Annotated in this window: 31 protein-coding genes; 25 read left to right on the top strand and 6 right to left on the bottom strand. The window is 60.8% G+C overall.

All coding sequences use genetic code 11. The annotated features are described in order from the left end of the window. Window positions 1-21: 21 nt before the first annotated feature. The 5 genes from JF545_RS00535 to JF545_RS00555 all read right to left on the bottom strand — a co-directional run bounded on the left by JF545_RS00535 (window position 22) and on the right by JF545_RS00555 (window position 3,969). The gene (locus JF545_RS00535; RefSeq protein WP_206937031.1) at window positions 22-204 is read right to left on the bottom strand and encodes a hypothetical protein; all 183 of its coding nucleotides are present in this window, start codon (window positions 202-204) and stop codon (window positions 22-24) included. Continuing rightward, complete coding sequence (locus JF545_RS00540; RefSeq protein WP_206937032.1) at window positions 201-875, bottom strand: hypothetical protein; 675 nt, start codon at window positions 873-875, stop codon at window positions 201-203. The genes JF545_RS00535 and JF545_RS00540 overlap by 4 nt, the downstream gene beginning before the upstream one ends. After that, window positions 859-2,196 (bottom strand): replicative DNA helicase, encoded by a 1,338-nt coding sequence (locus JF545_RS00545; protein ID WP_206937051.1) that lies wholly within the window; start codon window positions 2,194-2,196, stop codon window positions 859-861. The genes JF545_RS00540 and JF545_RS00545 overlap by 17 nt, the downstream gene beginning before the upstream one ends. Further along, window positions 2,193-3,305, bottom strand: a complete 1,113-nt coding sequence (locus tag JF545_RS00550) for a replication protein (protein ID WP_206937053.1) — start codon at window positions 3,303-3,305, stop codon at window positions 2,193-2,195. The genes JF545_RS00545 and JF545_RS00550 overlap by 4 nt, the downstream gene beginning before the upstream one ends. A 64-nt stretch (window positions 3,306-3,369) precedes the next feature. Beyond that, window positions 3,370-3,969, bottom strand: a complete 600-nt coding sequence (locus JF545_RS00555) for a phage regulatory CII family protein (protein WP_206937056.1) — start codon at window positions 3,967-3,969, stop codon at window positions 3,370-3,372. Window positions 3,970-4,094: 125 nt separating this feature from the next. Between JF545_RS00555 and JF545_RS00560 the strand changes: the two genes are divergently transcribed. The 25 genes from JF545_RS00560 (at window position 4,095) to JF545_RS00675 (ending at window position 24,446) form a co-directional block, all read left to right on the top strand. Then, window positions 4,095-4,880 (top strand): LexA family protein, encoded by a 786-nt coding sequence (locus JF545_RS00560; RefSeq protein ID WP_242520548.1) that lies wholly within the window; start codon window positions 4,095-4,097, stop codon window positions 4,878-4,880. A 619-nt stretch (window positions 4,881-5,499) separates the two neighbouring features. After that, window positions 5,500-5,985 (top strand): hypothetical protein, encoded by a 486-nt coding sequence (locus JF545_RS00565; RefSeq protein WP_206937058.1) that lies wholly within the window; start codon window positions 5,500-5,502, stop codon window positions 5,983-5,985. Window positions 5,986-6,468: 483 nt separating this feature from the next. Continuing rightward, on the top strand, window positions 6,469-6,651 hold the full coding sequence (locus JF545_RS00570) for a hypothetical protein (protein WP_206937060.1): 183 nt from the start codon (window positions 6,469-6,471) through the stop codon (window positions 6,649-6,651). Between the two features lie 85 nt (window positions 6,652-6,736). Further along, window positions 6,737-7,009 carry a hypothetical protein gene (locus JF545_RS00575; protein ID WP_206937063.1) on the top strand — a complete coding sequence of 91 codons (273 nt, stop codon included), beginning with the start codon at window positions 6,737-6,739 and terminating at the stop codon, window positions 7,007-7,009. Beyond that, window positions 7,006-7,257 (top strand): hypothetical protein, encoded by a 252-nt coding sequence (locus JF545_RS00580; RefSeq protein ID WP_206937065.1) that lies wholly within the window; start codon window positions 7,006-7,008, stop codon window positions 7,255-7,257. Before JF545_RS00575 ends, JF545_RS00580 begins: the two co-directional genes overlap by 4 nt. A 10-nt stretch (window positions 7,258-7,267) precedes the next feature. Next, window positions 7,268-7,414: a hypothetical protein gene (locus JF545_RS00585; RefSeq protein ID WP_206937068.1), complete on the top strand. Its 147-nt coding sequence runs from the start codon at window positions 7,268-7,270 to the stop codon at window positions 7,412-7,414. 63 nt (window positions 7,415-7,477) lie between these two features. Next, window positions 7,478-7,612, top strand: a complete 135-nt coding sequence (locus JF545_RS20045; protein WP_277987363.1) for a hypothetical protein — start codon at window positions 7,478-7,480, stop codon at window positions 7,610-7,612. Further along, the gene (locus tag JF545_RS00590; RefSeq protein ID WP_206937070.1) at window positions 7,609-8,250 is read left to right on the top strand and encodes an AAA family ATPase; all 642 of its coding nucleotides are present in this window, start codon (window positions 7,609-7,611) and stop codon (window positions 8,248-8,250) included. Before JF545_RS20045 ends, JF545_RS00590 begins: the two co-directional genes overlap by 4 nt. Beyond that, entirely contained in the window at window positions 8,247-8,906 is a 660-nt protein-coding gene (locus tag JF545_RS00595) for a hypothetical protein (RefSeq protein ID WP_206937073.1), read from the top strand. The genes JF545_RS00590 and JF545_RS00595 overlap by 4 nt, the downstream gene beginning before the upstream one ends. Before the next feature lie 63 nt (window positions 8,907-8,969). After that, complete coding sequence (locus JF545_RS00600) at window positions 8,970-9,467, top strand: siphovirus Gp157 family protein (RefSeq protein ID WP_206937076.1); 498 nt, start codon at window positions 8,970-8,972, stop codon at window positions 9,465-9,467. Between the two features lie 231 nt (window positions 9,468-9,698). After that, entirely contained in the window at window positions 9,699-10,304 is a 606-nt protein-coding gene (locus JF545_RS00605) for a hypothetical protein (RefSeq protein ID WP_206937079.1), read from the top strand. Window positions 10,305-10,643: 339 nt separating this feature from the next. Further along, complete coding sequence (locus JF545_RS00610) at window positions 10,644-10,964, top strand: hypothetical protein (RefSeq protein WP_206937082.1); 321 nt, start codon at window positions 10,644-10,646, stop codon at window positions 10,962-10,964. Beyond that, window positions 10,961-11,179, top strand: a complete 219-nt coding sequence (locus JF545_RS00615; protein WP_206937085.1) for a hypothetical protein — start codon at window positions 10,961-10,963, stop codon at window positions 11,177-11,179. Before JF545_RS00610 ends, JF545_RS00615 begins: the two co-directional genes overlap by 4 nt. Window positions 11,180-11,273: 94 nt before the next feature. After that, entirely contained in the window at window positions 11,274-11,621 is a 348-nt protein-coding gene (locus JF545_RS00620) for a hypothetical protein (protein ID WP_206937087.1), read from the top strand. Continuing rightward, complete coding sequence (locus tag JF545_RS00625; RefSeq protein WP_206937089.1) at window positions 11,614-11,919, top strand: hypothetical protein; 306 nt, start codon at window positions 11,614-11,616, stop codon at window positions 11,917-11,919. The genes JF545_RS00620 and JF545_RS00625 overlap by 8 nt, the downstream gene beginning before the upstream one ends. Continuing rightward, the gene (locus JF545_RS00630; RefSeq protein WP_206937092.1) at window positions 11,912-12,187 is read left to right on the top strand and encodes a hypothetical protein; all 276 of its coding nucleotides are present in this window, start codon (window positions 11,912-11,914) and stop codon (window positions 12,185-12,187) included. The genes JF545_RS00625 and JF545_RS00630 overlap by 8 nt, the downstream gene beginning before the upstream one ends. 45 nt (window positions 12,188-12,232) lie before the next feature. After that, window positions 12,233-12,448, top strand: coding sequence for a DUF4224 domain-containing protein (locus tag JF545_RS00635; protein ID WP_206937095.1), 216 nt, complete (start codon window positions 12,233-12,235; stop codon window positions 12,446-12,448). Next, window positions 12,445-13,455, top strand: coding sequence for a tyrosine-type recombinase/integrase (locus tag JF545_RS00640; protein WP_206937098.1), 1,011 nt, complete (start codon window positions 12,445-12,447; stop codon window positions 13,453-13,455). Before JF545_RS00635 ends, JF545_RS00640 begins: the two co-directional genes overlap by 4 nt. A gap of 86 nt (window positions 13,456-13,541) precedes the next feature. Next, the gene (locus JF545_RS00645) at window positions 13,542-14,345 is read left to right on the top strand and encodes a class II glutamine amidotransferase (protein WP_206937100.1); all 804 of its coding nucleotides are present in this window, start codon (window positions 13,542-13,544) and stop codon (window positions 14,343-14,345) included. Between the two features lie 158 nt (window positions 14,346-14,503). Then, the gene (locus JF545_RS00650; RefSeq protein WP_206937103.1) at window positions 14,504-16,180 is read left to right on the top strand and encodes an AMP-binding protein; all 1,677 of its coding nucleotides are present in this window, start codon (window positions 14,504-14,506) and stop codon (window positions 16,178-16,180) included. A 246-nt stretch (window positions 16,181-16,426) separates the two neighbouring features. After that, the gene (gene hrpA / locus JF545_RS00655; protein WP_242520595.1) at window positions 16,427-20,365 is read left to right on the top strand and encodes an ATP-dependent RNA helicase HrpA; all 3,939 of its coding nucleotides are present in this window, start codon (window positions 16,427-16,429) and stop codon (window positions 20,363-20,365) included. Window positions 20,366-20,521: 156 nt separating this feature from the next. Continuing rightward, complete coding sequence (locus JF545_RS00660) at window positions 20,522-21,649, top strand: beta-ketoacyl-ACP synthase III (protein ID WP_206937105.1); 1,128 nt, start codon at window positions 20,522-20,524, stop codon at window positions 21,647-21,649. 324 nt (window positions 21,650-21,973) lie between these two features. Continuing rightward, window positions 21,974-22,744 carry an MlaA family lipoprotein gene (locus JF545_RS00665; protein WP_206937108.1) on the top strand — a complete coding sequence of 257 codons (771 nt, stop codon included), beginning with the start codon at window positions 21,974-21,976 and terminating at the stop codon, window positions 22,742-22,744. Window positions 22,745-22,756: 12 nt separating this feature from the next. Continuing rightward, complete coding sequence (locus JF545_RS00670; RefSeq protein ID WP_206937111.1) at window positions 22,757-23,950, top strand: PP2C family protein-serine/threonine phosphatase; 1,194 nt, start codon at window positions 22,757-22,759, stop codon at window positions 23,948-23,950. Next, window positions 23,937-24,446: an STAS domain-containing protein gene (locus JF545_RS00675; RefSeq protein ID WP_206937113.1), complete on the top strand. Its 510-nt coding sequence runs from the start codon at window positions 23,937-23,939 to the stop codon at window positions 24,444-24,446. Before JF545_RS00670 ends, JF545_RS00675 begins: the two co-directional genes overlap by 14 nt. A 265-nt stretch (window positions 24,447-24,711) precedes the next feature. On the opposite strand, the gene tal is transcribed toward JF545_RS00675, so the two are convergent. Further along, window positions 24,712-25,650, bottom strand: coding sequence for a transaldolase (tal, locus tag JF545_RS00680; RefSeq protein ID WP_206937116.1), 939 nt, complete (start codon window positions 25,648-25,650; stop codon window positions 24,712-24,714). Between the last annotated feature and the right edge of the window lie 116 nt (window positions 25,651-25,766).

Here is a 25,766-nt window from a genome sequence, read left to right on the forward strand (position 1 = left end):
ACAGGCCGATCAGAAATAGGGTCATGCCGCGCCCTCCACTGGACTGATGGCCTCAAGGATGTCCCGGCGCTCGAACCAGGCATCGCTGTAGCTCATGACCGTAAGGCCTTCCTCGCACCTGACGATGGCCTGCGGCCTGCCTTCCTGCTCGGCAAGCCAAACAGCCTCGTCAACAGCTGCTGCGGAATCTGTAAAGATGGTCATGCGGCGGCCCTCCTGGCGCTCTGCTTATTGATGAACGCCATGCACTCCCTCTCTGCCAGCGATGGCTCGCGTGGTAGAGCAGAAATCTTGGCGGCATTGACCGGTGCGTTGTGGTCATAGATGGCGCGGCAGCGACGGCCCATCTTGTCGCTCAGCTCATACAGAAACTTGACGGCATATGGGCCGATCGGCTGGGTGCTAGTCGCGCCAGAGTTGGCAACGGCACTGACAAAGAGCTCGCCGGCGATGCGCCCTCCCAGGTGGTAGATCGCGCGGCAGATCAGGTTCAGCGAGATGGATCCCCAGCGCCCGGCGACCAGCAGGCGTGGCTGCCAGGACACTTCGATACGGGTGTATCCGTCCAAGTGGTCGTGATGCATGAATTTGTCGGGCCGGCCATGCACCAATAGAACCGGGCAGCCTGTCGCTTCGTGCAAGCGCTCACACTTTTCGATCTCACCCCGCGTCGGCTCGGCGCCTTTCACCTCGATGAAGGCATCCAGAGCGGGGAGATAGAAGTCGGGCAGATAGCCATGGAAGTTGTAGGGCATGTGCTCATACAGGTAGGAGATGCCCAGGCATGAGAGCATGCCGGCTACGCGCGATTCGGCCAGCGAGCGCATGATGTAGCCGTCGAAAGCGCACCACGTGGATTCAAGCGAACGGGTCATTGGTCGCCTCCTGTGCCTGGACTTGCTGGCGGTCGCTGAACGCAAGATCGCCGAAGGCGTACATGCGCAGATTGGCTTTGGTGAACACGGTCCCGGTCGGGCCGCCGCGGTGCTTTCGGACGATGACCTCGGCGACGCCCTTCTGGTCGCTGTGCTCGTTGTAGATCTCGTCGCGGTAGAGCATCAGGATCTTGTTGGCGTCCTGCTCCAAGGATCCTGATTCGCGCAGATCGGCCATCAATGGGCGCTTGTCGGGACGCTTCTCCACGTCACGGTTGAGCTGGGACAGGGCGAGGACCGGGCAGCCCAGGGACATGGCCAGCATCTTGAGGGCGCGGCTGTACTCGCCGACCTCTTGGGTGCGGTTGCCGAAGCGGCCAGCGTTGCGGGAGCTGATCAGCTGCAAGTAGTCGACCACCACCAGATCAAGCGGGCGCTGCTGGTGAAGCGAACGGCACTTGGCGACGATCCCTTCGATGTCGAAGATGTTGTCGAAGACAGTCAGCGACGCGGTCTTGAGCGCGCTGACCGCCTTTGCCATGCGGTGGATGTCATCATCGTGGCCCTTGGGATTGGCGAACCAGTCCGCCGGGAACTCGCCTCGCTGCACCAGGAAGCGGTCGAACATCTCGTCCTCGTCCATCTCCAGGTTGAAGACGGCGACGTTCTTGCCATGGTCACAGGCCGCCTGCTGGGCGATCTGGAGGGCCAGGGCGGACTTGCCCATCGCAGGGCGTGCAGCCAGCAGGATCAGCTCGGACGGCTTGAAGCCGTAGATCTTGTCGTCTAGGTCTCGCAGACCGGTAGTCAGCCCGATATGGCTTTCCTCGCCGTTCATGCGGCGGTCGAGTGCAGCGAGGCGGTCCTTCAGGATCTCGTTGGCAGAGCGCTTCGTCTGGACGGCGTCGCTCTCGATACCCATCAGCATGTCGCGGGCCTGGCCCAGCAGGGCGTCGGCGTCGGCGCCTTTCTCCTGAGCGCTATTGAGCACATCGGCCAGGCCGGTCGTCAGACGGTGGATCCGCGCTTTCTGGCGAACGATGTTGACCCAGGTGGCTACCGAGTTGGCGTCGTGGCTGTAGGTGCCGCGCACCCATTCGGCCAGCAGGTCGATGGCCAGGCCGCTGGCTTCTGACAGCGTCACCACGTCGGTGGGCTTGCCTTCACGCCACAGCTTCTGGAGGGATCCCCAGGCGATCTGCTGATTGGCCCCGGCGAAGTCTTCGGCGTGGAGCTGTTCACCGACCTTGATCATCAGGCTGGAGTCCAGGGTCACGGCGCCGATGATCTGGTTTTCGTACTGGATGACTTCATTGTTCATCGGACAGCCCCCCCTTGCTCGCGGAGGCTGCCGTTGACGGCGAGGCTGAACGTGTCCGGGTTGAACAGGTTGCTCAGGGTGACGTCGGACTGCAGGAAGTTGCGGCTGCCAGCGAGGTGCTTGAACACCGATGACCACCACTGGACACCAGACTCGACGCTGTCATAGCGCACGGCGCCGGATGGGTTCTTCGCGTTCCAGCACTTGGCCCAGAGCGCTTCCAGCTTTCCGGCCATGCGAGTGCCTTCCCAGTCGACAGGAGCCGGAGCGCGCCCCTTCTTGGCGGCCAGATGACGGTCCCACTCGGCCAGGATGGCGCCATGAGGGCAGGCGGGCACGTCGGGGTTGGTGACGGGCTTATCTGCGCCACGATTGCGCAGCCAGTCGGTGCGGACGGTCTTCCATCCGGCGCCGATGGCTTCATCGATCGCTTGTTCCGCAGTGATGCCAAGCTCGCTCGCTGCCTTGGTAGCTGACATCACCGTCAGCTCAATGGCGCGCTGCGTGAGCGGGGATCGGAGTGCACGGCGGTGGTCGGCAAACGCCTGCAGGGTCTCGATGGAAACCTGGTCCGCAAAAGCATTCAGGTCGAGGCGCTGCCGGCGAGTTTTTGGCGCCTCTCTCTCTACGTCAGTAGAGAGAGTGTCTTTCTGTCTTTTGTGTGACTCTGTTTTAGAGACACTTTTTGTCTCTGCTTTAGAGACACTGTCTCTAGTTTGTTTCAGGTTGTCTTTCTCGGGACGGGCAGTGAAGTCCCACTCGACGTATGCCTTGTTGACACCTAGCTTCTGACCGTCAGTGAACAACACGTTCATCGCTAGAAGCTCACGCTTTGCGGCATTCACGTTCTGGCGACTGATCCCGGTAGCTGCAGCCAGCTGGCTGTCGCTAATCCTGTCAGTCTTCTTGTTGAACCCATAGGTCTTGCGGATCACAGACAGGACAATCCGCATTTGGCGAAGGGTGATCGGGCAGGTGTGCGAGTTGGTCACTGCCTCGAAAAGCTCATTGGCAATGCGGGTGTATCCGTCTTCCACCTGCGGGCCTCGCTTTTCCCTGGGCGCCTCGGGCGCGCTTGGGAACTGGAATATCTGAGCGGTATCTGTCATGATTCACCTACTGTTTGTGATGAAGCCCGGTCCTTGCTCCCCAGCACGCCGGGCTTCTTTGCATTTACTGCCCGACTGATCTCAGGGCTGGTTTTTTCATCGAAGCCAGGTCGGCTTTCAACTTGGCTGTCGCTGCCTCAATAGCGCGGAACTGCGCATCCAGACTTGCTGCCTCTTCTTCGTCCACCTCGCCGTCGGCGATCACTTGGTGGATCAGGCCTGCCAGGCGACCGGATTCTGTTTGGCTGTCCAGAACTGAACCCAGCACGTCACCACGGCTCACCCCCGCCTCTGTGCGCTGCACTGCGACCATCCCCATGTCATCCAGGAACGGTTGAATCATTTCCTTGCGCGACTCTTCGTCGACACTCCAGAAGATCGAGACGAAGTCCACGAAGCGCAGTGGCATCGCGTCGTTGTCATCTAGGCGGCGGTAAAGACTTTTGGCAGACATGCCGACATTCACCGCCAGAGCCTTGATGCAGTTGCTGAACGCCGCTTCATGCACCGGATCGATAAAGGCATCCATGTCGCGCACTGGTTGTTTATCCATGGGGAAAATCTCCTGATCGATTCCGTGCCGCTCGTGCTCTTGGCTGTTTAATATGTGGTTGTGGTTACGCAGCTCGCTTTGAGCGGCTAACCCGGCGGTAAAGGCGCTCAATTTCTCGTCCGGTGCTGTAGCGGATGTCGACGCCTTGCGCAGCGCGCCAGATAGTCGGCTGGTTTGTCCCGCAAGCCTGAGCAATGGATGCCTGGCTGTGACCGGATTCGAGGAGAGCTTCCACCATGTCTTTAAGTTGCATCGCCAGCTCCAATACTCAAATTCATGATCCAATAATACGCACGGGTATTGAATCGCGCAATACAATTTTCAATTCGAATTCGTATTGCGGGGAATTGCTGATGGAGACCTTGGGCGAGAGGCTGAGGCGGAAACTGAATGAGCTCGGCTGGTCCGAGGGAGAGCTGTCAAGGCGATCCAAGGTCAAGCAGCCCACCATTCATAGGATCATGTCTGGCCAGAGTAAGGATCCACGGCAGGGAAACATTGAGAAGCTGGCTTTCGCGCTGGGAGTGGACGCGACGTGGCTCAGGAACGGGAAGGGTGACGAGGCTCGCGGGGGCAGCAACGTCGGTGCGCCGTCACCCGTTGGCGAGTCGTACCACTACCCTGTAGTGTCATGGGTGGCGGCTGGTCACTGGAGCGAAGCTATCACACCGTACGATCCGGGCTGCGAGCAGTCCTTTGAAGAAACCGACTACAAGGCCAAGGGGCGCGCCTTCTGGCTGGAAGTGCAGGGGGATTCGATGACGGCACCGACTGGCGTCAGCATCCCCCAAGGCATGATGATCCTGGTTGACCCCGAGGTTGAGGCCAACAATGGGAGCCTGGTCGTTGCCCAACTCGATGGCGGCGACGAAGCGACCTTCAAGAAACTCGTGATCGACGGCGGCATGCGCTACCTCAAGCCGCTGAACCCGTCCTACCCGGTCATCCCGATCAACGGTAACTGCGAGATCGTTGGGGTGGTGGTCGAGGCAAAGATGAAGCTCCGATTCACGACCCACTAAGCGAACGCGCCGCATCACAAGAATCCGCCGTCCTGGCGGATTTTTTTTGATCCATAATTCCTAAACGTATCAATATCTTACCCCTTAAGAGGCAAAATCATGTGTTTTCCAATGCGCAAAATCATTGACGGAATCAATACGCCTGAGTATTGTTTGAAGCGTGGACAGGGCAGCAGCCCGCCACAGGCCACCTGGCCACGCTCTTTAACAATCTGACCGACCAGCCGCCCGTAGGGGATTGCATCTCCGAGAGGTCGCTGGGAGTACGCCGACCGGGGCTGTCGAAGTACCGGAAGATATTTCAGGCGATGCGTGCCGCAGCTTTCGAGCGTGCGGATCAACCATCCATCGCCAACCTCGCTGGTCGTGCCACTACAAGCTAGGGCACAGGGCTGCACTGCCGGCGTTGTAATGGCCCTTCGAAGGGCGGCAATGCGATTGAGCCGTCTGGAGGGAAGCCCAAGCCCAACACGAGGAATGACCTGATCGCCTGCCATCGCAAGCGGGTGAGACGGCGCGGGTACTGCGAGAGTGCCATCGGGCTTTGCCACGGCAGAGTCAATCCGAAAGCGGTGAATGCGTAGGCTGATGCGCTGGTTATCTGCCGTGACTGACCAGGATGAACCGTAACGAGTCACGTACCGAGAAAGTATCCATGCCGGAGATAAGCACCGGCCACCGCTTTCGGATGACAACGGGAGGGATCATGAAAAAGACGATTACAGCATTTGCCATTGTGACCGCCACCGCTATCGCAGGGTGCTCTGACGACGCTCGGATCGCCAGCCGAAACCTAAGCAAGGCTGCTGACAATTTTGAGATCGAGCGCCGGGTGGTTTTCTACAACGGCATCACCAACCAATACATCCTTGAGGTGACGGGGCGCTGCTCCATCACCGACGAGGGCAACCAGCTAGAGCTGACCTGCAAGACCGGGCCGAGCAGCTACAAGAAGCACTTTCTCGGGCTCAGCGACAACGTGACGTACTTCGCTGAGCAGCTGGATGCGGCAGACGTAAGCGTTTACCACTACCGCGTAACGTTCAAGCCCGAAGCGATCATTCCGGCGATTGATCTACGGACCAGCCTGGACGATCAGGGCTGACAACGGAGCCTAAGAGCGAGGGGGAGTGATGAATACATGGCCGGGCGGCCATTGCCACGCGATGAGCCAGAGTGATCACGAATCATGGAATGCTGATAACTATCCTGGCACCCGACAGCTCTGCTGTGACTGCGACGAGCCGACAGGCCGTTGCGAAGAAGACAGCATCTATGCAGATGACGAGGGTGAGCATGGCCCGCTCTGCGAGGAGTGTTGGGGACGCATCAAGCCCAGCGACTGAGCACCACGCGATCCGCTGCGAAGTGCGGCCCAGCGCCCCGGCAGAGGCTGACAGTATCTGCCCATCGGAGAGGGTTGATGAAAGACTCGTTAGGGTGTCGAGCTAACCAGTGCCCTGTGGGGGCGCTCCTTCACTCAAGTGCCGGAAATGAGCACCGGCCAGCCCTCCCCGATGCACCCGCATCACCATCTGTTCCCTGCATTGCCCGCCATCGAGCGGGCTTTTTTCTTCCAGGAGGTCGCATGACCGCAGACACAGCACGACGCCGCCTCGGACTGCGGCCTCTCATCGGCGAGCACTGGGCCGACAAGATCATCACGAGCGAGCACCGCAAAAAGTGGGCTCGTAAAGAGCGTTACGAGAAGCGCAAACGAATGGCGGCCAAGGGCGTGACGCCGCCTGTCGAGATTTGGAGGGCGGTATGACTCCCAACGATAGCTGGCTCGTCATCGCGGCGGGCCTGATCACTCTGGCCATCATCGGCGCCGCTTGGTGCAGCAGGAGGTGAGCATGAGCTATCAACGCTACGTAGATGCCCGCAGCGATGCGCAGTGGCTGATTACTGCAGCTGGCCAGCCCGACTCGCAGCCAGCGACAGACGCCATTGAGGCGGCGATCACGCATGCCGTTCACACCGGCAGCTTGGGCGATCTGGCCTACGCCCTGGAGCGAGTGGCCACCAGCGAGGGCCACAGCGGGGGCGACAACGCCTATCGGTGTGTCATCGACCTGCTGGCTGATTGGCTGCACGCCACAGGCACACAGGGGAGGGCAGCGGCATGACGTTTATGACCACCGTTGCCGGTATCCCGTGCCGGTGCCAGGTGACGCTCTACAGCCCTGGGGTGCCGATGCGCGCCACTGGATTTGGATTCGGTGACGCTGATCCACCAGAGCCGGAGGAATTCGAGTTCGACATCCTCGACCGCCGCGGTTATCCGGCGGCATGGCTCGAGGCCAAGCTCACCGACGAAGACAGCGACCGACTGCTCGAGGAGTACCGCAGAGAGCGGGACGCCTGGGTGGCATGAGGAGGGAAGCATGCGCGCACTGATTTTGATCACCGTCCTGGCCTTGTCTGGCTGCAGCAGTCAGCCGATTGATCAGGAATTCGGACACCGCCACGGCTATGACGCCATGCGGTCGATGATCCAGTCCACCGGGACGATTCATCACGGGATTGACTGACGAGAAGCCCCAGCCGATGGCGGTCGGACTGGGGCGGATACCAACAGTATCGAGGGTAAGACTATGAGCTACGAACAGGCACTGCAAGCGCTTCGTGAGCAGCGAGAGCGTGGCGAGATCGACGCAGAGCAGTACGAACTGGAGCGCCAGGGGCTGGAATATGCCCATGGCGAGGCTATGAGCGGGAGGGCGTCATGAGCATCGCAACGTTGGTGCTTGGCCAGTCGGGCACCGGAAAGACGGCCAGTCTGCGGAATATGGACCCGAGCCAGGTGGCGCTGATTAAGGCCACAGAAAAGCCCCTGCCGTTCCGATCAGCAGGGTGGCAGCAGGTGACTTCCGACCAGTGGGGCAAGCTGATCCGCACGGCCCAGGTCGCAGTTGATCGTGGGCGGCCGATCATCGTGGTCGATGACTTCCAGTACCTGATGGCCAACGAGTTCATGCGCCGGAGTGACGAGAAGGGATTCGACAAGTTCACCGAGATTGCTCGGCACGCTTGGGAGGTGATCAACGCCCTTTCGGCCCTGCCTGCTCACGTTCGCGTGTACATCCTGAGCCACACCCAGGACGACGATTATGGGCGCACCAAGATCAAGACCATAGGCAAGATGCTGGACGAGAAGATCACGCTCGAGGGCATGTTCACCATCGTGCTTCGCACCCAGGTGACTGATGGGCAATACCAGTTCCGCACCGTCAACAACGGCAGCGACACCGTAAAGGCCCCGATGGGGCTGTTCGAGGCCGAGGTGATCGATAACGACCTCGCCGCGATTGATCAGGCCGTTGTCGATTACTACGGCATTACCGACCAGCAGGAGAAAACAGCATGACGACCGCATTCACCTACAACGAAGACCAGGCTGCCGCCGCTGATGGTGGCGGCAGTGAGTACCTGCTGGAAAGCTGCGTGGTTCGCGGAACGATCACTGCGGCGCGATGGACCATGGCCAACAACAGCCGATCCGAGTTCCTTCAGTTCGACTTTGAAACCGAGAATGGAAAGAAGGCCAACTACATCAACCTGATCTTCAGGGACAGGAACGGACAGCCCTTGCAGTTCGGTGAGGAACGTATCCATGCGCTGATGGGCTGCACTGGCGTGCAGAGCCTGACGCGGGTGCAGAACGGCCAGGAGGTCGCTTGCCCGGAGCTCGCGGGCCGCAAGGTCGCCCTCGCTCTAGAGATTCGCTACTTCGCCAAGAGCGGCAGCGACAAGCCCGGATTTGGCTTCGACGTGAAAGCTATCATGTCCGCGAAGTCTGGCATCACCATTGGTGAGCACAAGGCAGGCAAGGGGCCGGAGAGCAAAGAGTATTGGTCTGCTCAGTTTGCCGCCAATCCTCATGGCAACAAGGCCGCGGTGGAGTCTAAGGCTGCCCAGGGAGGCGGGCAGTACGGAGGATATGCGGCAGATCCATACCAGGGGGCCGGCCACTTGCCGCCGGCCAGCGACGGCGATTCGTTCGACGACGAGATCCCGTTCTGATCCATCAGTGACGCACCACCAGGCCGCCATCGAGCGGCCTTTTCTTTATCCCGGAGACCCATCATGCAAACCCTTTACGACCTCGCCGCCGAACACCAGCAACTCGTTAACCTGGCGGCGGACAACGACGAAGACTTCGCCGCCGCGCTGGCCGACACGCTGGACGCAAACGACCAGCAGATTGACGACAAGATCGAGGCCACCGTAATCGTGGCCCGCCAGCTCGAGAGTGACGCCGAGGCGTGCAAGGCCGAAGCCAAGCGGCTATCGGAGCGCGCCAAGACCCTGGAGCGCAATGCCGGTGCCTGCAGGGAGCGCGTCATGTGGTGCATGGAGAACATCGGCAAGAAGTCGATCAAGCGCCCTCTGTTCACTATCACGCGCCAAGCAGGCCGACAGATCGCCGCCATCGACAGCGTGGACGATCTGCCGGACGACTACCTCGTCACCAAGACCACCACCGCGCCGGACAAGAAGCTGATCCTTGAGCGGCTCAAGGCGGGCGAGGCAGTGCCTGGCTGCCATCTCGACAGCGGCAAGCCGTCGCTCCGAGTTTCCTGAATAAATGCGCCGTGCCCGGTGGCGCCGAATGACCGGAGCCCAGCCCAGGCGGAGGTGGCGATATAACACCGTCAGCCACTCGGGCGCCGTCCTCCCTTGCTATCTGGTGCAAGCCAGACGTGAGTACCGCCGAAAGCGGGAGGCGTCAGGGGTGGCCGGGTGCCGCACGTGAAGCGGCAATTCATCTTCAGCCTCGGCACACGCCGGGGCTTTTTCATGAGGGCGTGAGTTATGGACTTGAAGGCATATCACGTTCAGGAGGACTTCGAGGCCTCTTGCTGCATTGTTTTCGCCACGAACGGTGCATCTGCACGACGACAAGGCGCACTGGAGCTAGGGGTTGAGTGGGAGGACGTCGAGTTCTGTCGACGAGCCCATTGGGCTGACCAGTATGTCGATCAAAGAGAGGTGCCTCCACAGGTGTTGATCGAGCAAGGCTGGAGGGTCACGTGCGGTTGCTGTGGCAACTGGATCGACCAAGACCTGATTGACGAATCAGAGGACGGCTGCGCGCCGGTCTATGTCGGTAGGTGGGCTTATTTCAACCTGTCGCACCATGACCAGATGGTGGCTGATATGAAGGCGCGCTATGAGCTGGAGGCTGCTTTGAAATCAGAGGCAGAAGCACGTTTCCCAGGTGTTGAAGTTGTCCGGCACTTTGATGGCAAGGGCTCCAGCAACTCGCCCGGCGTCACGATGAGGGTGCCCGGCTTAACTGGGACAGTCGACTGGCAGCGCGACGAAAGCTTCGTAACCGTCGAAAGCTTCGTAACCGTCGAAAAACGTGACCTCGAGGCATGGAAGTCTTACCAGTCACGGATAAAGCAGTCCGCATGACACCAGGCGAGTGGATCAACGACATCGAGGTATGGGGCGAGGTCGGCGCCAGGGCTATCGAGCAGGCGCTGGCCGAACGCGAATGGAGGGAGTGGGTATGCAGCGAGTAGACAGACTGCGCGGCCTGGTGTCCGTGCACCAAGAGGTCAGGGTACGGGAAGGGTTGCCGGTGCGGTTCAGCGCCAGGCACGTCGCCGCAAGCCTCACCGCTGTTGTCAGCAACGCACGATCGGTCCGCGTTCCCGAGGCTGCTCAGGAAGCCATACGGCAGTGGCATGACGATGGGCGCATACAGCGGGACGGCACGCTTGACGGGATACCGGCATGGAGGAAGGCGGGATGAGTGACTTCGAACATATTCGGGCCTTCTACCAGGTGCCGGCCTGCGTGGGGCGGCGCGTCATGGTGGATGGGCGGCCAGGAGTTATCGCAGAGGACCAGGGCCATTGCATCGGCGTGCTGTTCGACGCCGACAAGCCAAGCTGCATTTCCAGGTGCCACCCCACGTGGCGGGTGGAATACCACGGTCTGGGGCGTGTACGTCGCATGACGGCCAGCCAGCGTCGATACAAGCGCTACCTGGAATATGGCGATTGCTTCGAAACCTTCCTCGATTTTTGCCGTTGGGACGCGGAGCCCGACCGGAGCTGGAACGCATGAAACTGACACAGCAGCACATCAAGAAGCACCCCGAGAAGTTGGAGCGGTTCGACCGCGTGCGGATCTGGTCTGGCGAGTGGCACATGTGGTGGAGGCCAGCTGGTTGCGGCTACACCGGCGATGAAGCAGAGGCGGGTGTCTATGAGCCGAAGGATGCCTGGGAGTACGTGTCGCACTGCGGCCCCGAGAAGAAGATCAGCCTGGTGGCGGCATGATCGCTGCCATCATTCTCGGCGTGCTGATTATGGCTGGCATTGCGCTGGTCCTGCGAGAAGCGAGGCGGGCGTATAGAGAGCAGAGGAGAAGGTTATGAGCAGCACCTATTGGCAGACTCAATACCAGAGTGCGAGGCGGAAAGTGCAGGAGCTGGAAACCGAGAGGGACGCGCTGGCGGCGCATGTGGAGAAGGCGGCTCAAATCATCGCCCAGTGGGGAGAGCATGAGGTATCAGACAATGACGCTGCTCTGGCTCTCGCCGAGTGGTGTGAAGACATGCCCGCCACCAGCCTCTCCCGCCGCGATGCGCGGATGAAGGCGGAGGCGTTGGAGGATATTACATCCCGGCCGATCTGGTGCACCGTGTATGCCGCCAAAGCAACGATGCTTGAGATCGCAGGAATGCACCGCCAACAGGCCGAGGTAGGTGGCGATGAGTAGGCAGGCCGGGTGGTACTGGGTAAAAGAGGATGCACTCTCCCCGCGGTGGGAAGCGGCGGAGTGGTGCCCGGAGTTCAATGGCTGGAGCGTGTCAGCCAATGAGGAGTGGGTGCGCGACGAGAACCTCTTGGCAGTTGGAGACCGCATCCCAACGCCGGACGAGCCCTGGCAGTGCGTGCCGGTCGAAGCGACCGCCGACATGCTGGATGTTCTCACCCTTGGTCACCTTGTGACGGCGCCGAGGCGATGGCGAGAGGCGCTCGCAGCGGCGCCGAAGCCGGGAGGTATCAATGAGTGATACAGGGCTAACCGGCATCAACCGCGTCCGCCTGGCGACAAACGAGTACGGGAACCCTGACGGGTCTGTGCGGCAGGTCGATCAGATCGAGGTCCACGTGATGGACATGTGGCTGCGCAAGGACATCAACTGCGCCAGAGACATCTACCTCGCCGAACGTTTGGCCGATGAAGCGGGCGTGGTGCTGGAGCATTGTAACCAAACAGATAGCCAGGCTCGCGCCGATGTCCTTCGATGCCTGCCAGGCCTAATGAATCCCGGACCATAACCGCCGCCCACTGAGGCGGCTTTATTTTGCGCAGGAGGTAATGCTATGGGACTGGTATTGTCTCGAGATGAGGTCCGTGAGGTGACGGGCTGCGCACAACGCGAGTCGCAGCGCCGCCACCTTGTCGCCATGGGCATTCCGTTTGCCGTTAGAGCCGATGGCTGGCCGGTAGTGGACCGTCGGGCATATGATCATGTCATGGGCGTCGAGGCGGCCAACGAGGAGCAGCCTGTGGCGAGACTGAATCTGGAGCAGCTATGAAAGGCATGCCGACGCGCTGGGCTTTCAAGCACGGCGCCTACTACTACAGGCCTCGTGAAACCGAGCGCGAGGCATTCGACGGGAAGGCATGGTTTCGCCTTGGGGCGAGCTATGGCGAAGCATTGCGGGCGTTTGCTGATCGCATGGACGTTCAAGCAAGTGACCAGCTGTCGAGCCTAATCGACCGTTACAGCATCGAGGTCATGCCTACCCTGAGCTACAGCGCTCAGTGCAGCTACCGGCAAAGCCTCGACAGGCTGCGTAGAGTCATGGGCGATAACCCTGTCGGCGTTATCGTGCCTCGTGTCGTCTACAGGTACATGGATGAGGTTGCCACCAAGAAGACTATGGGCGTGGCCAACCAGGACCTGAAGGTGCTGAATCGCGTGCTCGACTTTGCTGTCAGGTGGGGTGTCATTGACCGGCATCCAACCAAGGGTGAGGTCAAGGCATACGGAATCCGTGATGGGCTCCGGAAAGCTAGGGACCGATACATTGATGACTGGGAGCTCGCTGCCTGGCAGAGCGTGGCAACGCGACAGCAACGAGCGTTCGCAGCGATCATACTGCTCACCGGCATCCGCAAGTCGGACTGCCTGCGAATCATGGAGAACCACGTCAGCGACGCCGAGTTGTCTGTCAATGTGGCCAAGACGGGCAAGTCGCTGTCGTTTGTAATGACTGAAGCGCTATCGGCAGCCGTGGAGGAGGCTAGGTCGTGCAAGCCCAGGCCTTCCTTGTACCTGCTGCCCAACCACCGCGGTCGCTGCTACGTCAACGACAAAGGGCTGACGCAGACATGGGATGGCCGTTGGGCCGACACCATGAAGCGTGCTCTGGAAGACACGGACCTAGAGCAGACTTTCACACAGCATGACCTGCGCGCCAAGGTGGGTAGCGACGCAGAGAATGATCAGCGCGCCCAAGAGCTTCTTGACCATACTAGTGTCAGCGTGACCCGTCAGCATTACCGTCGCAAGCGTCGAGCAATCAGGCCAGTGAAGTAGTACCCTGTGAGACAGATCAATTATCCTGAGACAGAGAGTCGCACAACTTATGGATTTTAAAGGTGAAATTTGGTGGGAGGAGTTCCATGTGTGAGCTTCTGGGCATGAGCGCCAATGTGCCCACCGACATCTGTTTCAGCTTTACCGGGTTTCTCCATCGCGGCGGTGGTACCGGGCCACATCGTGATGGTTGGGGCATCGCATTCTATGAAGAAGGCGGTTATCGCGAATTTCGCGATCCCCACCCCTCCGTGCATTCACGTATTGCCCGATTGATCTGCGAATACCCGATCAAGTCGCATATCGTGATCAGCCATATTCGTCAGGCCAATGTGGGGCAGGTAAAGCTCGCCAATACCCATCCCTTTGTGCGCGAAATGTGGGGGCAGCCTTGGTGCTATGCCCATAACGGGCAGTTGACGGACTGGCAGCAACTGGAGCTCGCCAGCTATCGACCGGTGGGCTCCACCGACAGCGAACATGCCTTCTGTCATTTATTGGGTGAGCTGCGTCGACACTACCCGGATCCACCCGAGGATCGCCGTGGGCTGTGGCAGACGCTTCATCAGCTTTGCGAGAAGTTGCGTGGCCTTGGTGTGTTCAACCTGCTGCTGGCAGATGGGGAGTATCTGTATACCTTCTGCTCAACCAAGCTGGCGCACATTACCCGGCGCGCCCCGTTCGGCGAGGCGAATCTCTCCGATGCGGATATGGTGGTGAACTTCATCGAGCATACGACCCCTAATGACGTGGTGTCGGTGCTGGCCACCGAGCCGCTGACCGACAATGAAAAGTGGACACGCATGCTGCCGGGTGAGCTGCTGGTCTGGCGTGACGGCGAAATCGTGGCGCGCTTTCTCAGCGAGCTGGACTCCGCAGAGCACGAATAAGCGACGTTAATCTGCCTGGTTTTAAACGAAAGTTTGAATCGGTTGTATTACAGTTTGTTGCGATCCTGGGCTATGGTAGCCATAGTCAAGCAAGCGCTGAATCAGGCGCTGAAGTTCGATAATAAGCAGGAGGCCATGTCCTCCAGTGGAGAACGCCCATGAGTGAGAACGCCGCTGCATCGATCGTCCGGGGGGAGGCTCTGGAAGGGCTTGATGATTACCACTCGGTGATGGACATCTTCCATCGCTCCGTCAAGCGGTATGCCGACAAGGTGGCATTCTCATGCATGGGCAAGTCATTGACCTATGCGGAGCTGGATCGATTGTCCGGTGACTTTGCCGCCTGGTTGCAGAACGAGACCCAGCTGCAGCCCGGTGATCGCGTCGCCATTCAGCTGCCCAACCTGCTGCAGTTTCCGGTTGCCGTATTTGGTGCCATTCGCGCTGGCATGGTGGTGGTCAATACCAACCCGCTCTACACCGAGCGGGAGATGGCGCACCAGTTCAAGGACTCCGGTGCCAAGGCCATCCTGATCCTGGCGAACATGGCCGACAAGCTGGAAAAGGTACTCGACAAGACCGATATCGAGCATGTTGTGATCACCGAGATTGGTGATCTGCACGACTTTCCCAAGCGACCTCTGATCAATTTCGTGGTCAAGTACGTCAAAAAGATGGTGCCTCGTTATTCGTTGCCCAAGGCGATCGGCCTGCGGCAGGTGCTCAAGCGCGGCGCAGCGCTCGAGCACGCGGAGGCGGACGGCAAGCTCGATGATATTGCCGCCCTGCAATACACCGGCGGCACGACGGGGCTGGCGAAGGGGACCATGCTCACCCATCGCAATCTTGTGGCCAATATGCTGCAGGCCAAGCAGATCATCGGGACAGGGCTTGGTGAAGGATGCGAGGTGGTCGTGGCGCCGCTGCCCGTTTATCACATCTACACCTTCACGGTGAACTGCCTGTTCATGCTGGAAGGTGGGAACCATTCCCTGCTGATCACCAATCCGCGTGACCTGGATAACTTCGTCAACGAGCTCAAGAACACCCGCTTCACCGGGTTCGTGGGGCTCAATACCTTGTTCAACGCGCTGTGCAATCGCGACGACTTCAAGGCGCTGGACTTTTCCGACCTGCGCCTCACCATTTCCGGTGGCATGGCGCTGACCAAGGCGGTGGCCAAGCGCTGGGAAGAGGTGACCGGCTGCCCGGTGGCCGAAGGCTACGGCTTGACCGAGACATCGCCGATTGTCAGCTTCAATCCGGTCGAGGCGATTCAGCTGGGGACGATTGGTCGTCCTGTCGCGGGTACCGAGCTCAAGCTGTGCAACCCGGATGGCGGTGAGCCACAGCCGGGTGAACCGGGAGAGCTGTGCGTGCGAGGGCCTCAGGTGATGAAGGGGTACTGGCAACGTGACGACGAGACCGCCAAGGTGATCGATGCCGACGGCTTCTTTCACACCGGCGATATCGCGGTGATTCAGGATGATGGCTACGTGCGTATCGTCGACCGCAAGAAAGACATGATCCTGGTGTCGGGCTTTAACGTGTACCCCAACGAGATCGAAGACGTGGTGGCGGCGCACCCCAAGGTGGTGGAGTCCTGCGCCGTCGGGGTGCCCGACGAGACCAACGGCGAGGTGATCAAGCTGTTCGTGGTGGCCAAGGACAGCACGCTGACCACCGAGGAGCTGCGTAGCTGGTGCAAGAAGGAGCTGACCGCCTACAAGGTGCCCAAGCTGGTGGAGTTCCGTGATGAGCTGCCCAAGACCAACGTCGGCAAGGTGTTGAGGCGCCAGCTGCGCGATGAAGGTAGGGGTGGCGAAGCCGCTTGACCCTCGCTGCAGGGTTGGCAGCGGCCGCTTGAGCGTTACAATAGTGTGTTTTGCGCGCCCTTTGCGGCGACGCCTCCTGCAAGGGATGGCGTTGTCTCGCGAAGGGCGCCGTCGTCCTGACCGGAGCGACGCTCACGCCCACCTGGAGCCTGCGACCCTATCGTGTGTAGTTCGACGTCCACTTCCCAGCAAGATACCACTGCCGCCGCGCGACTCGAACGCCTGAGCTCAGGCCTCGATGAGGTGATGCTGCGCGACCGGCCCGTGTTGACCAAGCGACTGTCTGGCCTGGCGCGTCGCTTGCGCGACGACAAACCCATTGACCGCGGCCTAGGGGAGCTGGAAGCCCAATGGCAGCGTTCCAACCGCACCCTGCAACAGCGCCGCGAGCGTCCAGTGACGCTGGAGTATCCCGAAGCACTTCCCGTCGCCGAGCGTCGGCAGGACATCCTGGAGGCGCTGGCCTCGCATCAGGTAGTGGTAGTGGCGGGCGAGACCGGCTCTGGCAAGACGACCCAGCTGCCCAAGCTGTGTCTTGAGCTGGGCCTCGGTCGTCGAGGTTTGATTGGACACACGCAGCCAAGGCGTCTGGCGGCGCGCTCCGTCGCCACGCGCCTGGCGGAAGAGCTCCAGGTGCCCGTCGGCGAGCAGGTAGGGTATCAGGTCCGCTTCACCGATCAGACCAACGATGACACCCTGGTCAAATTGATGACAGACGGGATTCTGCTGGCGGAAACCCGGCAGGACCCTGACCTGCTGCGCTACGACACGCTGATCATCGACGAGGCTCACGAACGTAGTCTCAACATCGACTTTCTGCTGGGGTATCTGAAGCGACTGCTGTCTCGCCGCAAGGACCTCAAGGTGATCATCACGTCGGCCACCATCGATGTGGAGCGTTTCAGCCAGCATTTTGCGACTCGTCATGCCGACGGCTCTGTCCAGCCTGCCCCTGTGGTGGAAGTGTCGGGGCGTACCTACCCGGTGGAAGTCCGCTATCGCCCCTTGATCAGGGACGCCGAGGACGAAGAAGACCGGTCTCTCAGCGAAGGCATACTCCACGCGGTGGAGGAGATTGAAGCCATCGAGCGGGAAAAGCGCTGGTTTCATGGGCCGCGAGACATTCTGGTGTTTCTGCCGGGAGAGCGTGAGATCCGCGAAACCGCCGATGTGCTCAGGCGTGCCGACCTCAAGAGCACCGAGGTCTTGCCGCTTTACGCCCGCCTTTCCAATGCTGAGCAGAATCGCGTGTTTGCGCCCCATGGTGGACGCCGCATCGTGCTGGCCACCAACGTGGCAGAAACGTCGCTGACGGTGCCAGGCATTCGCTACGTCATTGATCCGGGCCTTGTTCGGATCAGCCGCTACAGCTACCGCGCCAAGATTCAGCGCCTGCCGGTAGAGGCCGTCAGCCAGGCCAGTGCCAATCAGCGAATGGGGCGTTGCGGGCGCGTCGCGGAAGGCGTCTGTATTCGGCTGTATGACGAAGAAGATTTTCTGGCGCGCCCGGAATTCACGGACCCTGAGATTCGCCGTACCAATCTGGCGTCGGTCATCCTGTCGATGCTGTCGCTCAAGCTGGGTGACATCCAGGCGTTTCCGTTCGTCGATCCGCCTGATTCACGTTTTGTCACCGATGGCTTCAAGTTGCTGTTCGAACTGGGCGCGGTCGATGACAAGGGGCGGCTGACGCCGATCGGTCGGCGCCTGGCGCGACTCCCCATCGACCCCCGTCTTGCACGGATGGTGCTGGCAGGCGACGAGCATGGCAGCCTGCGGGAGGTGCTGGTGGTGGTCTCCGCGCTGGCGGTGCAGGACCCGCGTGACCGGCCCGCGGACAAGCGTGAAGCGGCGGACCAGGCGCATCGGCGCTGGCAGGATCCGGAGTCGGACTTTGTGGCTCTGCTCAACCTCTGGCAAGGGTTCGAGACCGCTCGGGACGAACTGTCCGGGAATCGCCTGCGCCGGTGGTGTCGCGATCATTACTTGAATTACCTGCGCCTGCGGGAATGGCATGACACCTTCCGTCAGCTGCGCCAACTGCTGCGTGACATGGATATTCAGGTGCCACCGCCGCGACAGCAGCTACCGGCTGAGTCCGATGAGGCAGACCAGCGCGAGCATGAGGCTCAACGCGCGCAGACCGTTGCCATGCACAAGGCACTGTTGACGGGACTGCTCAGTCACCTGGGGACGCTGAACGAAAACCGGGAATACCTGGGCGCGCGCAATCGCAAATTCATGATCCATCCCGCATCGGGGCTTTCCAAGAAGACCCCGAAATGGGTCATGGCGGTGGAATTGGTGGAAACCTCCAGGCTGTTTGCGAGAACCGTGGCCAAGGTGGATCCCCAGTGGATAGAGCCGCTGGCAGGTCATCTGGTCAAGCGCAGCTACAGCGAGCCTCACTGGGAAATGAAACGTGCTCAGGTGGTCGCCTTTGAGCAGGTCACACTGTTTGGCCTGCCCATCGTCAGTCGTCGCAAGGTGCACTACGGCCCCATCGCCCCGGCCGAGAGTCGCGAGCTGTTCATTCGCCGCGCGCTGGTCGAAGGTGAGTTTCGCACCAAGGGCAGTTTCTTTGCGCATAACCGTGCCTTGATCGACGAGGTCGAGGATCTGGAAGATCGCGCCCGGCGGCGAGACATTCTGGTCGACGAAGAGCAGCTGTTTGACTTCTACGACGCGCGTCTGCCCGAGGATATCGTCAACGGCAAGGGGTTCGAGGCCTGGCGACGCAAGGCGGAGCGTGATGACCCGCAACTGTTGAAGTTCGACCGACAGGCGTTGCTGGCCAGGGACGCCTTGGATGTGACCGGCGAGGCCTATCCGGATGAGCTGGTCATCGAGGGCGTGCGCTATCCCTTGAGCTACCATTTTGCTCCTGGTGCCAAGGACGACGGCGTGACCATGACCGTGCCTGCGGCGATGCTGTCCCAACTGGATCCGGCTCGACTGGAATGGCTCGTGCCAGGCCTGTTGCGCGACAAGTGCATTGCGTTGCTGAAGTCGCTGCCCAAGTCGATTCGCCGTCAGGTCGTGCCGATTCCGGATTGGGTCGACGCTGCCCTGGAGGCGCTGGTACCCGGTCAGGGGAGTCTGACCGAGGCGCTTGCGGACTTTTTGCGGGTCAAGACAGGGGTGCGCCTGACCCAGGATGATTGGCGCTGGGACCAGCTTGAGGATCATCTGGTCATGAATCTCAAGGTGGTGGACCACGCTGGCAAGGAACTGGGGCAGGGCAGAGACCTGCGCGCGCTGGAGCGCCGTTTTGAGCAAGCTGCCAGCGAGGGCGCCAGGGCATTGGCCAAGAGTGTGGAAGAACAGGTCGAACTCACGACCTTTCCCCGCGATGCACTCAGTGAGTCACGGGTGACCCAGCAGGCGGGTATTCGGGTCGAGGCCTTTCCGGCGCTGGTGCCTGGGGCAGAGGGCCTGAGGCTTGAGCTGTTCGACCATCCTGACAAGGCGCGAGAAGCCCATCGCCTCGGCGTGGTCAAGGCCGCCATGGACCTGTGCCCATCGCTGGTCAGGGCCATCGAGCGGACTCAAGGGCTTTCAACTTGTGCTCTACTGTTCGCCAAGGTAGGCAGCAAGCGCGCACTGACGGAAGATGTGGTGACGGCGGTGTTTGCCCAGGTGGTGGCGGTAGATCCACTGCCTCGCAGTGCGGCCGCGCTGGAAGAACGCATCGCCGCTGTCGAGCAGGACATGCTACCCCGTGCCGAGAGCATGGTGGCGGTGCTGGAGCGAGCGCTCAAGGGCCATCTGGCAGTGACCAAGGCGTTGAAGGGCAATCTCAGCCTCTCGCTGGCACTGGTATACAGTGATCTCAAGGCACAGATGCAGCGCCTGGTGCATCCTGGGTTCGTCACGGCGGCAGGACCATGGCTGGAGGCGTATCCGCGCTATATGGAGGCGGCTCTGGTACGTCTGGAGAAGGCCCCAAGGGAGCGTTCTCGGGATCAGATGCTGATGCAGGTGGTGCAGGACTTCGAAGCGAAACTGGACGCCAGGCGTCAGGCGGACAAGCGCGGCGATGTCGAAGATCCTGCGTTGGTGGAATTCCGCTGGTGGATCGAGGAACTGAGGGTGTCGCTGTTTGCCCAGCAACTCGGTACCGCCATGCCAGTCTCAGAAAAACGCCTGGCGAAGCGCTGGGCAGAGCTGACAGGCCGGGCCTGATTCGGTCCGACATGAGCGCCAGCTCGAGTAGTGAGCCAATGACGTTGCTTCGTGCAGGCGTTGGCCGCAACGAGGGAGCGTGACGTGAATCTAAGCGGTCGTTGATAGGCCGCGACAGCAAGGTGGCATGCAAGCTGCCCGATGAAGGAGAAAGGCATGACCCCAGCGAAGGTGCTGATTACCGGCAGCGGACTCTATACGCCGCCAAATGCCATCGATAACGATGCGCTGGTGGCGTCGTACAACGCCTGGGTGGATGCCGAGAATGCGCGCCATCAAGCTGCCATCGACGCCGGAGAGCGGGAGCCGCTTGCCCATTCAAGCAGCGAGTTCATCGTCAAGGCATCCGGTATCCAAAGCCGCTATGTGCTCGATGCCGAGGGCATCCTGAATCCCGAACGGATGCGTCCCCAGTTGGACGAGCGTGCCAATGACGCCCCGGGTATCCAGTGCGAGATGGCCCTTGTGGCGTCCCGTGAAGCGCTGGATAGCGCGGGTGTCGCAGCGGCGGATATCGATCTGGTGATTGTGGCCTGTTCGAACCTTGAGCGCGCTTACCCCGCGGTGGCGGTGGAGCTGCAGCAGGCGCTAGGTGCAGGAGGGTACGCGTTCGACATGAACGTTGCCTGTTCATCAGCGACCTTCGCCATCGACAATGCCGTCAATGCCATCCGCGGCGGGGGCGTGCGGCGCGCACTGGTCGTCAACCCCGAGGTGTGCTCCGCCCATCTCAACTTCCGCGATCGCGACAGCCACTTCATCTTTGGCGATGCCTGCACCGCGCTGGTCCTGGAGAGTGAGGACGTGGCAACCGCTGCGTCCTCCTTCGAGGTGGTCGGTACCCGGCTGCTGACGCGGTTCTCCAATGCGATTCGCAACAATGCGGGTTTCCTCAATCGGGTGACCGACAGCGATCCGCTGGCGGTGGACAAGCTGTTCGTGCAGGAGGGGCGTCGGGTGTTCAAGGACGTCTGCCCGATGGTCGCCGAACTGATTCGAGATCACCTGTCCAGTCTGCAGATCACGCCCTCGTCGGTGTCACGGCTATGGCTGCATCAGGCCAACCGCCATATGAATGATCTCATCGCACGTCGTGTCCTCGGCCACGAGCCTGAGTTGGATCAAGCGCCGATCATCCTTGATCGTTACGCTAATACAAGCTCTGCTGGTTCGGTCATCGCTTTCCATTTGCATCATCAGGATCTCGAACCGGGTGCCTTCGGGGTGGTGTGTTCCTTCGGCGCGGGCTACAGTGCGGGCTGCGTCGTGATTCGACGACGCTGAGATAAGCCCTTGCCAGGACGGCAAAGGTGGAGTGCCGCGGCGACCACCTGGCCCCGATGGCGGTCGCCAACCCCTGGATCCGACGGCGGATGCTGGTAGCGGTCCAGGTGGCTGGTCACAGGGCCCGTAGCGCGACAGTAGAAGACGCAGGGAAACAATAATCGGTAGTGTGCCTCGACGACACGGCATGCTACGGGTGAATGGCAAGCCTGTCTGGCGATGCCACATGCTGTAGGAGGGTGCGCCAGGTCAGGCGGTGATGTCGAGCGCTGGCGCCCTCAAAGTGATGATGGTGACATGGACAGGCAATGGAGGCAGTCGAAAATGAACGCTAATGAATGCGGTGTCCTGAGTAAAAGTGCGCCGAAGGGCGTTGTGGTACTTGCAGCCGCACTGGCGGTCAGTGGATGCGCCAGCAGCGGTGTGAATAGTGAGCCTAACCCGGCGGATCCCTGGGAAGGCTTCAACCGCCGCGTGTTTGCCTTCAATGATGTCCTGGATCGGTATGCGCTGAAGCCGGCTGCTCAGGGCTATCGCTATATCACCCCGGACCCGCTGGAGCGGGGGGTGAGCAACTTCTTCGACAACCTCGGTGAAGTGCGCACGGTGCTCAACAGCCTGCTGCAAGGCAAGCCCGCCAATGCCGGCAATTCGAGCATGCGGTTCTTGATGAACACCACCTTCGGCCTCGGTGGCCTGCTCGACCCTGCCAGCCATGCCGGCTTTACGGCCGATACCGAAGACTTCGGCCAGACACTGGCGGCCTGGGGTGTCGGCGAGGGGCCTTACGTGGTGCTGCCGTTCCTTGGACCAAGCACGGTGCGTGACACGGCAGCGCTGCCGGTGGACTGGTATTCGTATCCACTGACCTATGTGGAAGACGACACCGTGCGCTATTCGCTGCGCGGGCTCGAGCTACTGGACGCCAGGGCGCAGCTGCTTGACCAGGAAGACCTGATTCGTGGCGACCGGTACAGCTTCATTCGAGATGCCTGGCTGCAGCGCCGCATGTTCGAGGTCAATGATGGCCAGCTGGGTGAGGACAACTTCATCAACGATGATTTTGACTACGACGAAGATGCGTTCGCCGAGTAAGGCCGCGTGACCATGCTAGCTGCCAAGCCCCTGATCGGTGTCATCGACCATCCGGGCCGTCATCGCGACGCCCTGGTGGATGCCATTGCACGAGACGGCCTGGCGGTGTTCGCCGCGGCGAGTGCAGCAGAGCTGCCTGAGACGACGGCACTGGTGGTGGCCCATTCGCTGGCGGTGCCGAGTCGCGAGTGGATGACCCTGGCCGAGCGCTGGCCGACTCTGGTGGTGAGCGAAGATCGTCGCGACGACGACCTGCTGAAGGCGGTGGATGCCGGACTGATCGATTACGTGATCGAGCCCCTGCGTCACGCTCACTTGCTGCGGCGCATGATACGTCGGGTGGTCGATGTCAATCGCCTGGCCCGAGAGCGCGAGCAGGACCGGCTGCGTCTGGAAGAGCTCAATGAAAGCCTGGAGACGCACCTGGCCATGCTGCGGCTGGATCAGCAGGCGGGGGGGCAGATTCAGCGGCGAATGCTGCCCGTGCGTCCACAGCAGCTCGGCAGGGTGGGGTGTGACTACTGGTTGGCACCATCGCTTTATCTGTCCGGCGACTTTCTGGATATCCAGGCGTACAATGAGCGGTATACGTTATTCTACTTTGCCGACGTGTCGGGTCACGGTGCTTCTTCCGCCTTTGTCACGGTGTTGCTCAAGTACCTGTTCAACCGATGGCAAGGCGAGTGGAACGGAGAGGCCCCAGAGGCCTTGCCGCCGAGGTGGCTGGCGCAACTGAACCGGGAACTGCTGGATACCGGGATCGGCAAGCATGCCACCCTGTTTGTCGGCGTTATCGACCAGCAGAAGCGTTATCTACACTATTCATTGGGGGCCCAGCTGCCGATGCCATTGCTGAAAACGAGCGAAGGTGTGGTGACGCTGGAAGGAGAAGGCATGCCAGTCGGGCTGTTTCCTGACGTGTGCTACCCGACGCTTGGCTGTGACCTGCCGAGCGATTTTTCTCTATGGCTGTGTTCTGACGGCGTGCTGGAGTGTTTGCCGGGGGCTAGCCTGGAGGCGAGATTGGGCGAATTGCAGCAGCGGGTCGCCAGCAGCGATTCATTGGATACGCTGCGACGAGGCTTGGCCTTGGGCACCTTGTCCAGTGATGAAGAAGCGCTCGCCGACCCCACCTCGGGTCGCGAAGAGCTGCCTGACGACTTGACGATCATGTTGGTGAGCGGGTTTGGCGATGAAAGTGCATGAAGGCCGCCTGAAGGCAGCATTTGATTCTGGTGTGTTCGTGCTCAAGCTGTGTGGCGATGTCCGCCTCACGCTGTGCGCAACACTGGACCATCAAGCCCAGCAACTGGCACAGACGCCGGGGCTGACGGCTGTCATGATTGACCTGCGGGATGCGAGCAATGTGGACTCCACGGCGCTGGGCTTTCTCGCTAAGGTCGCCATGGCCCTGCGGGGCAAGCTCGAACAGTCTCCGACCATCGTGGCCGACAACCCGGACGTCAAGCGCATGCTGGAGGTGATGGGCTTCGGCAGCTTCTTTACCCTGGTCGAACGGCCCATTGCTGAAGTCGACGAACTGCAGGAATTGCCCGAGGTAGCGGCTGATGAAGAAGGGTTACGTCAGCGCATTCTCGAGGCCCATCGTATTCTGATGCGCATGAACGAACACAATCAGGAGCAATTTCAGCCCCTGGTAGAAATGCTCGAAGCGCAGAGCGAGAGCGCGCACAAGGCCTGATGTCGGCGCGTCAACGGGTAGCCTGTTATTCGCAGGGCTGGTGTCGCAGCCCCAGTGTCTAAACGTGAGTCTGGGGCTGGTGTGTTGCCAATTGGCGTGCCCAGGGTGTCACGCAGCCCGGTTTGGTACCAGAACCAGAGCCAGAACCACAAGCGTTTCAGCGTTGAGCCTGCGAGGGCGTAGCTCGACCTGCCGTGGGCCAGCGCCCCGGACTTTCGCTCATGTCCTTGAACGACTTCCGGAGCGTTGGCCACATACGGCCGGATCAGCTGCTGCGCAGGTCAGCGAGCAGGGTTTCCAGCTTGCGCTGATCGGCCATGAACTTGCGAATGCCCTCTGCCAGTTTTTCGGTTGCCATGGCGTCCTCGTTCATCGCCCAGCGGAAGTCGGCCTCGGACTGCGGTTCCGGCGGGCGGGTCTCGGCGTCACTGGCGGTCAGTCGACGAGGCAGGTCGCCTGATGCACTCTGCAGTTCTTCCAGCAGGTTGGGCGAGATCGTGAGGCGGTCACAGCCTGCCAGCGCCTTGACCTCATCGGTATTGCGGAAGCTGGCACCCATCACGATGGTGGAGTAGCCGTGCCCCTTGTAGTGGTCATAGATGCGCTTCACCGACTGAACGCCAGGATCGTTGTCGCCGGAGAAGTCGGCGTCGGGCTGCTGCGCCTTGTGCCAGTCCAGAATGCGGCCGACGAAGGGGGATATCAGGGTGACACCGGCGTCGGCGCAGGCTTGAGCCTGAGCGAAGCTGAACAGCAGGGTCAGGTTGGTTCGAATGCCTTCGCGCTCGAGTACCTTGGCGGCACGAATGCCTTCCCAGGTCGATGCTACCTTGATCAAGATGCGCTCGGCGCCGACACCGTGGCGGCCATAGCGTTCGATCAGTGAGTGAGCGCGCGCCAGGGTCGCATCGGTGTCGAACGACAGCCGTGCGCTGACCTCGGTAGACACATAACCGGGTACCAGCTCACTGATTTCACTGCCGATTTCGACCGCCACCGCATCCAGGGCGTCGTCAATGTCGTTGGCTTCCTTGGCAATCGCGGCCAGACGTGCGCGTCGGTCGTCGTGGCCGGCGGCCTGCAGGATGAGCGAAGGGTTGGTGGTGGCGTCGGTGGGCTGGAAGCGACGGATGGCGTCCAGGTCCCCGGTGTCAGCGACCACGGTGGTCATCGCTTTCAGTTGATCGAGCAGATTATCTGCCATGCAGCTCTTCTCCAATGTCAGAAGGTGTCGGTGGGCTGGTGTTACTGTATCAAGCGGATGAGATTGACAACAGCCGCGAGCGCTGCCGAGCGCGAGGGAGTGAGGCCTTCGGCACA

Origin of the sequence: Halomonas litopenaei (assembly GCF_017303055.1) — a bacterium.
Taxonomy (GTDB): domain Bacteria; phylum Pseudomonadota; class Gammaproteobacteria; order Pseudomonadales; family Halomonadaceae; genus Halomonas; species Halomonas litopenaei_A.

Coding starts and splice junctions, on each gene's coding strand:
- JF545_RS00535 (WP_206937031.1), bottom strand. CDS start 204: ATGACCATCTTTACAGATTCCGCAGCAGCTGTTGACGAGGCTGTTTGG.
- JF545_RS00540 (WP_206937032.1), bottom strand. CDS start 875: ATGACCCGTTCGCTTGAATCCACGTGGTGCGCTTTCGACGGCTACATC.
- JF545_RS00545 (WP_206937051.1), bottom strand. CDS start 2,196: ATGAACAATGAAGTCATCCAGTACGAAAACCAGATCATCGGCGCCGTG.
- JF545_RS00550 (WP_206937053.1), bottom strand. CDS start 3,305: ATGACAGATACCGCTCAGATATTCCAGTTCCCAAGCGCGCCCGAGGCG.
- JF545_RS00560 (WP_242520548.1), top strand. CDS start 4,095: ATGTCTTTAAGTTGCATCGCCAGCTCCAATACTCAAATTCATGATCCA.
- JF545_RS00565 (WP_206937058.1), top strand. CDS start 5,500: ATGAACCGTAACGAGTCACGTACCGAGAAAGTATCCATGCCGGAGATA.
- JF545_RS00570 (WP_206937060.1), top strand. CDS start 6,469: ATGACCGCAGACACAGCACGACGCCGCCTCGGACTGCGGCCTCTCATC.
- JF545_RS00575 (WP_206937063.1), top strand. CDS start 6,737: ATGAGCTATCAACGCTACGTAGATGCCCGCAGCGATGCGCAGTGGCTG.
- JF545_RS00580 (WP_206937065.1), top strand. CDS start 7,006: ATGACGTTTATGACCACCGTTGCCGGTATCCCGTGCCGGTGCCAGGTG.
- JF545_RS00585 (WP_206937068.1), top strand. CDS start 7,268: ATGCGCGCACTGATTTTGATCACCGTCCTGGCCTTGTCTGGCTGCAGC.
- JF545_RS20045 (WP_277987363.1), top strand. CDS start 7,478: ATGAGCTACGAACAGGCACTGCAAGCGCTTCGTGAGCAGCGAGAGCGT.
- JF545_RS00590 (WP_206937070.1), top strand. CDS start 7,609: ATGAGCATCGCAACGTTGGTGCTTGGCCAGTCGGGCACCGGAAAGACG.
- JF545_RS00595 (WP_206937073.1), top strand. CDS start 8,247: ATGACGACCGCATTCACCTACAACGAAGACCAGGCTGCCGCCGCTGAT.
- JF545_RS00600 (WP_206937076.1), top strand. CDS start 8,970: ATGCAAACCCTTTACGACCTCGCCGCCGAACACCAGCAACTCGTTAAC.
- JF545_RS00605 (WP_206937079.1), top strand. CDS start 9,699: ATGGACTTGAAGGCATATCACGTTCAGGAGGACTTCGAGGCCTCTTGC.
- JF545_RS00610 (WP_206937082.1), top strand. CDS start 10,644: ATGAGTGACTTCGAACATATTCGGGCCTTCTACCAGGTGCCGGCCTGC.
- JF545_RS00615 (WP_206937085.1), top strand. CDS start 10,961: ATGAAACTGACACAGCAGCACATCAAGAAGCACCCCGAGAAGTTGGAG.
- JF545_RS00620 (WP_206937087.1), top strand. CDS start 11,274: ATGAGCAGCACCTATTGGCAGACTCAATACCAGAGTGCGAGGCGGAAA.
- JF545_RS00625 (WP_206937089.1), top strand. CDS start 11,614: ATGAGTAGGCAGGCCGGGTGGTACTGGGTAAAAGAGGATGCACTCTCC.
- JF545_RS00630 (WP_206937092.1), top strand. CDS start 11,912: ATGAGTGATACAGGGCTAACCGGCATCAACCGCGTCCGCCTGGCGACA.
- JF545_RS00635 (WP_206937095.1), top strand. CDS start 12,233: ATGGGACTGGTATTGTCTCGAGATGAGGTCCGTGAGGTGACGGGCTGC.
- JF545_RS00640 (WP_206937098.1), top strand. CDS start 12,445: ATGAAAGGCATGCCGACGCGCTGGGCTTTCAAGCACGGCGCCTACTAC.
- JF545_RS00645 (WP_206937100.1), top strand. CDS start 13,542: ATGTGTGAGCTTCTGGGCATGAGCGCCAATGTGCCCACCGACATCTGT.
- JF545_RS00650 (WP_206937103.1), top strand. CDS start 14,504: ATGAGTGAGAACGCCGCTGCATCGATCGTCCGGGGGGAGGCTCTGGAA.
- hrpA (WP_242520595.1), top strand. CDS start 16,427: ATGCTGCGCGACCGGCCCGTGTTGACCAAGCGACTGTCTGGCCTGGCG.
- JF545_RS00660 (WP_206937105.1), top strand. CDS start 20,522: ATGACCCCAGCGAAGGTGCTGATTACCGGCAGCGGACTCTATACGCCG.
- JF545_RS00665 (WP_206937108.1), top strand. CDS start 21,974: ATGAACGCTAATGAATGCGGTGTCCTGAGTAAAAGTGCGCCGAAGGGC.
- JF545_RS00670 (WP_206937111.1), top strand. CDS start 22,757: ATGCTAGCTGCCAAGCCCCTGATCGGTGTCATCGACCATCCGGGCCGT.
- JF545_RS00675 (WP_206937113.1), top strand. CDS start 23,937: ATGAAAGTGCATGAAGGCCGCCTGAAGGCAGCATTTGATTCTGGTGTG.
- tal (WP_206937116.1), bottom strand. CDS start 25,650: ATGGCAGATAATCTGCTCGATCAACTGAAAGCGATGACCACCGTGGTC.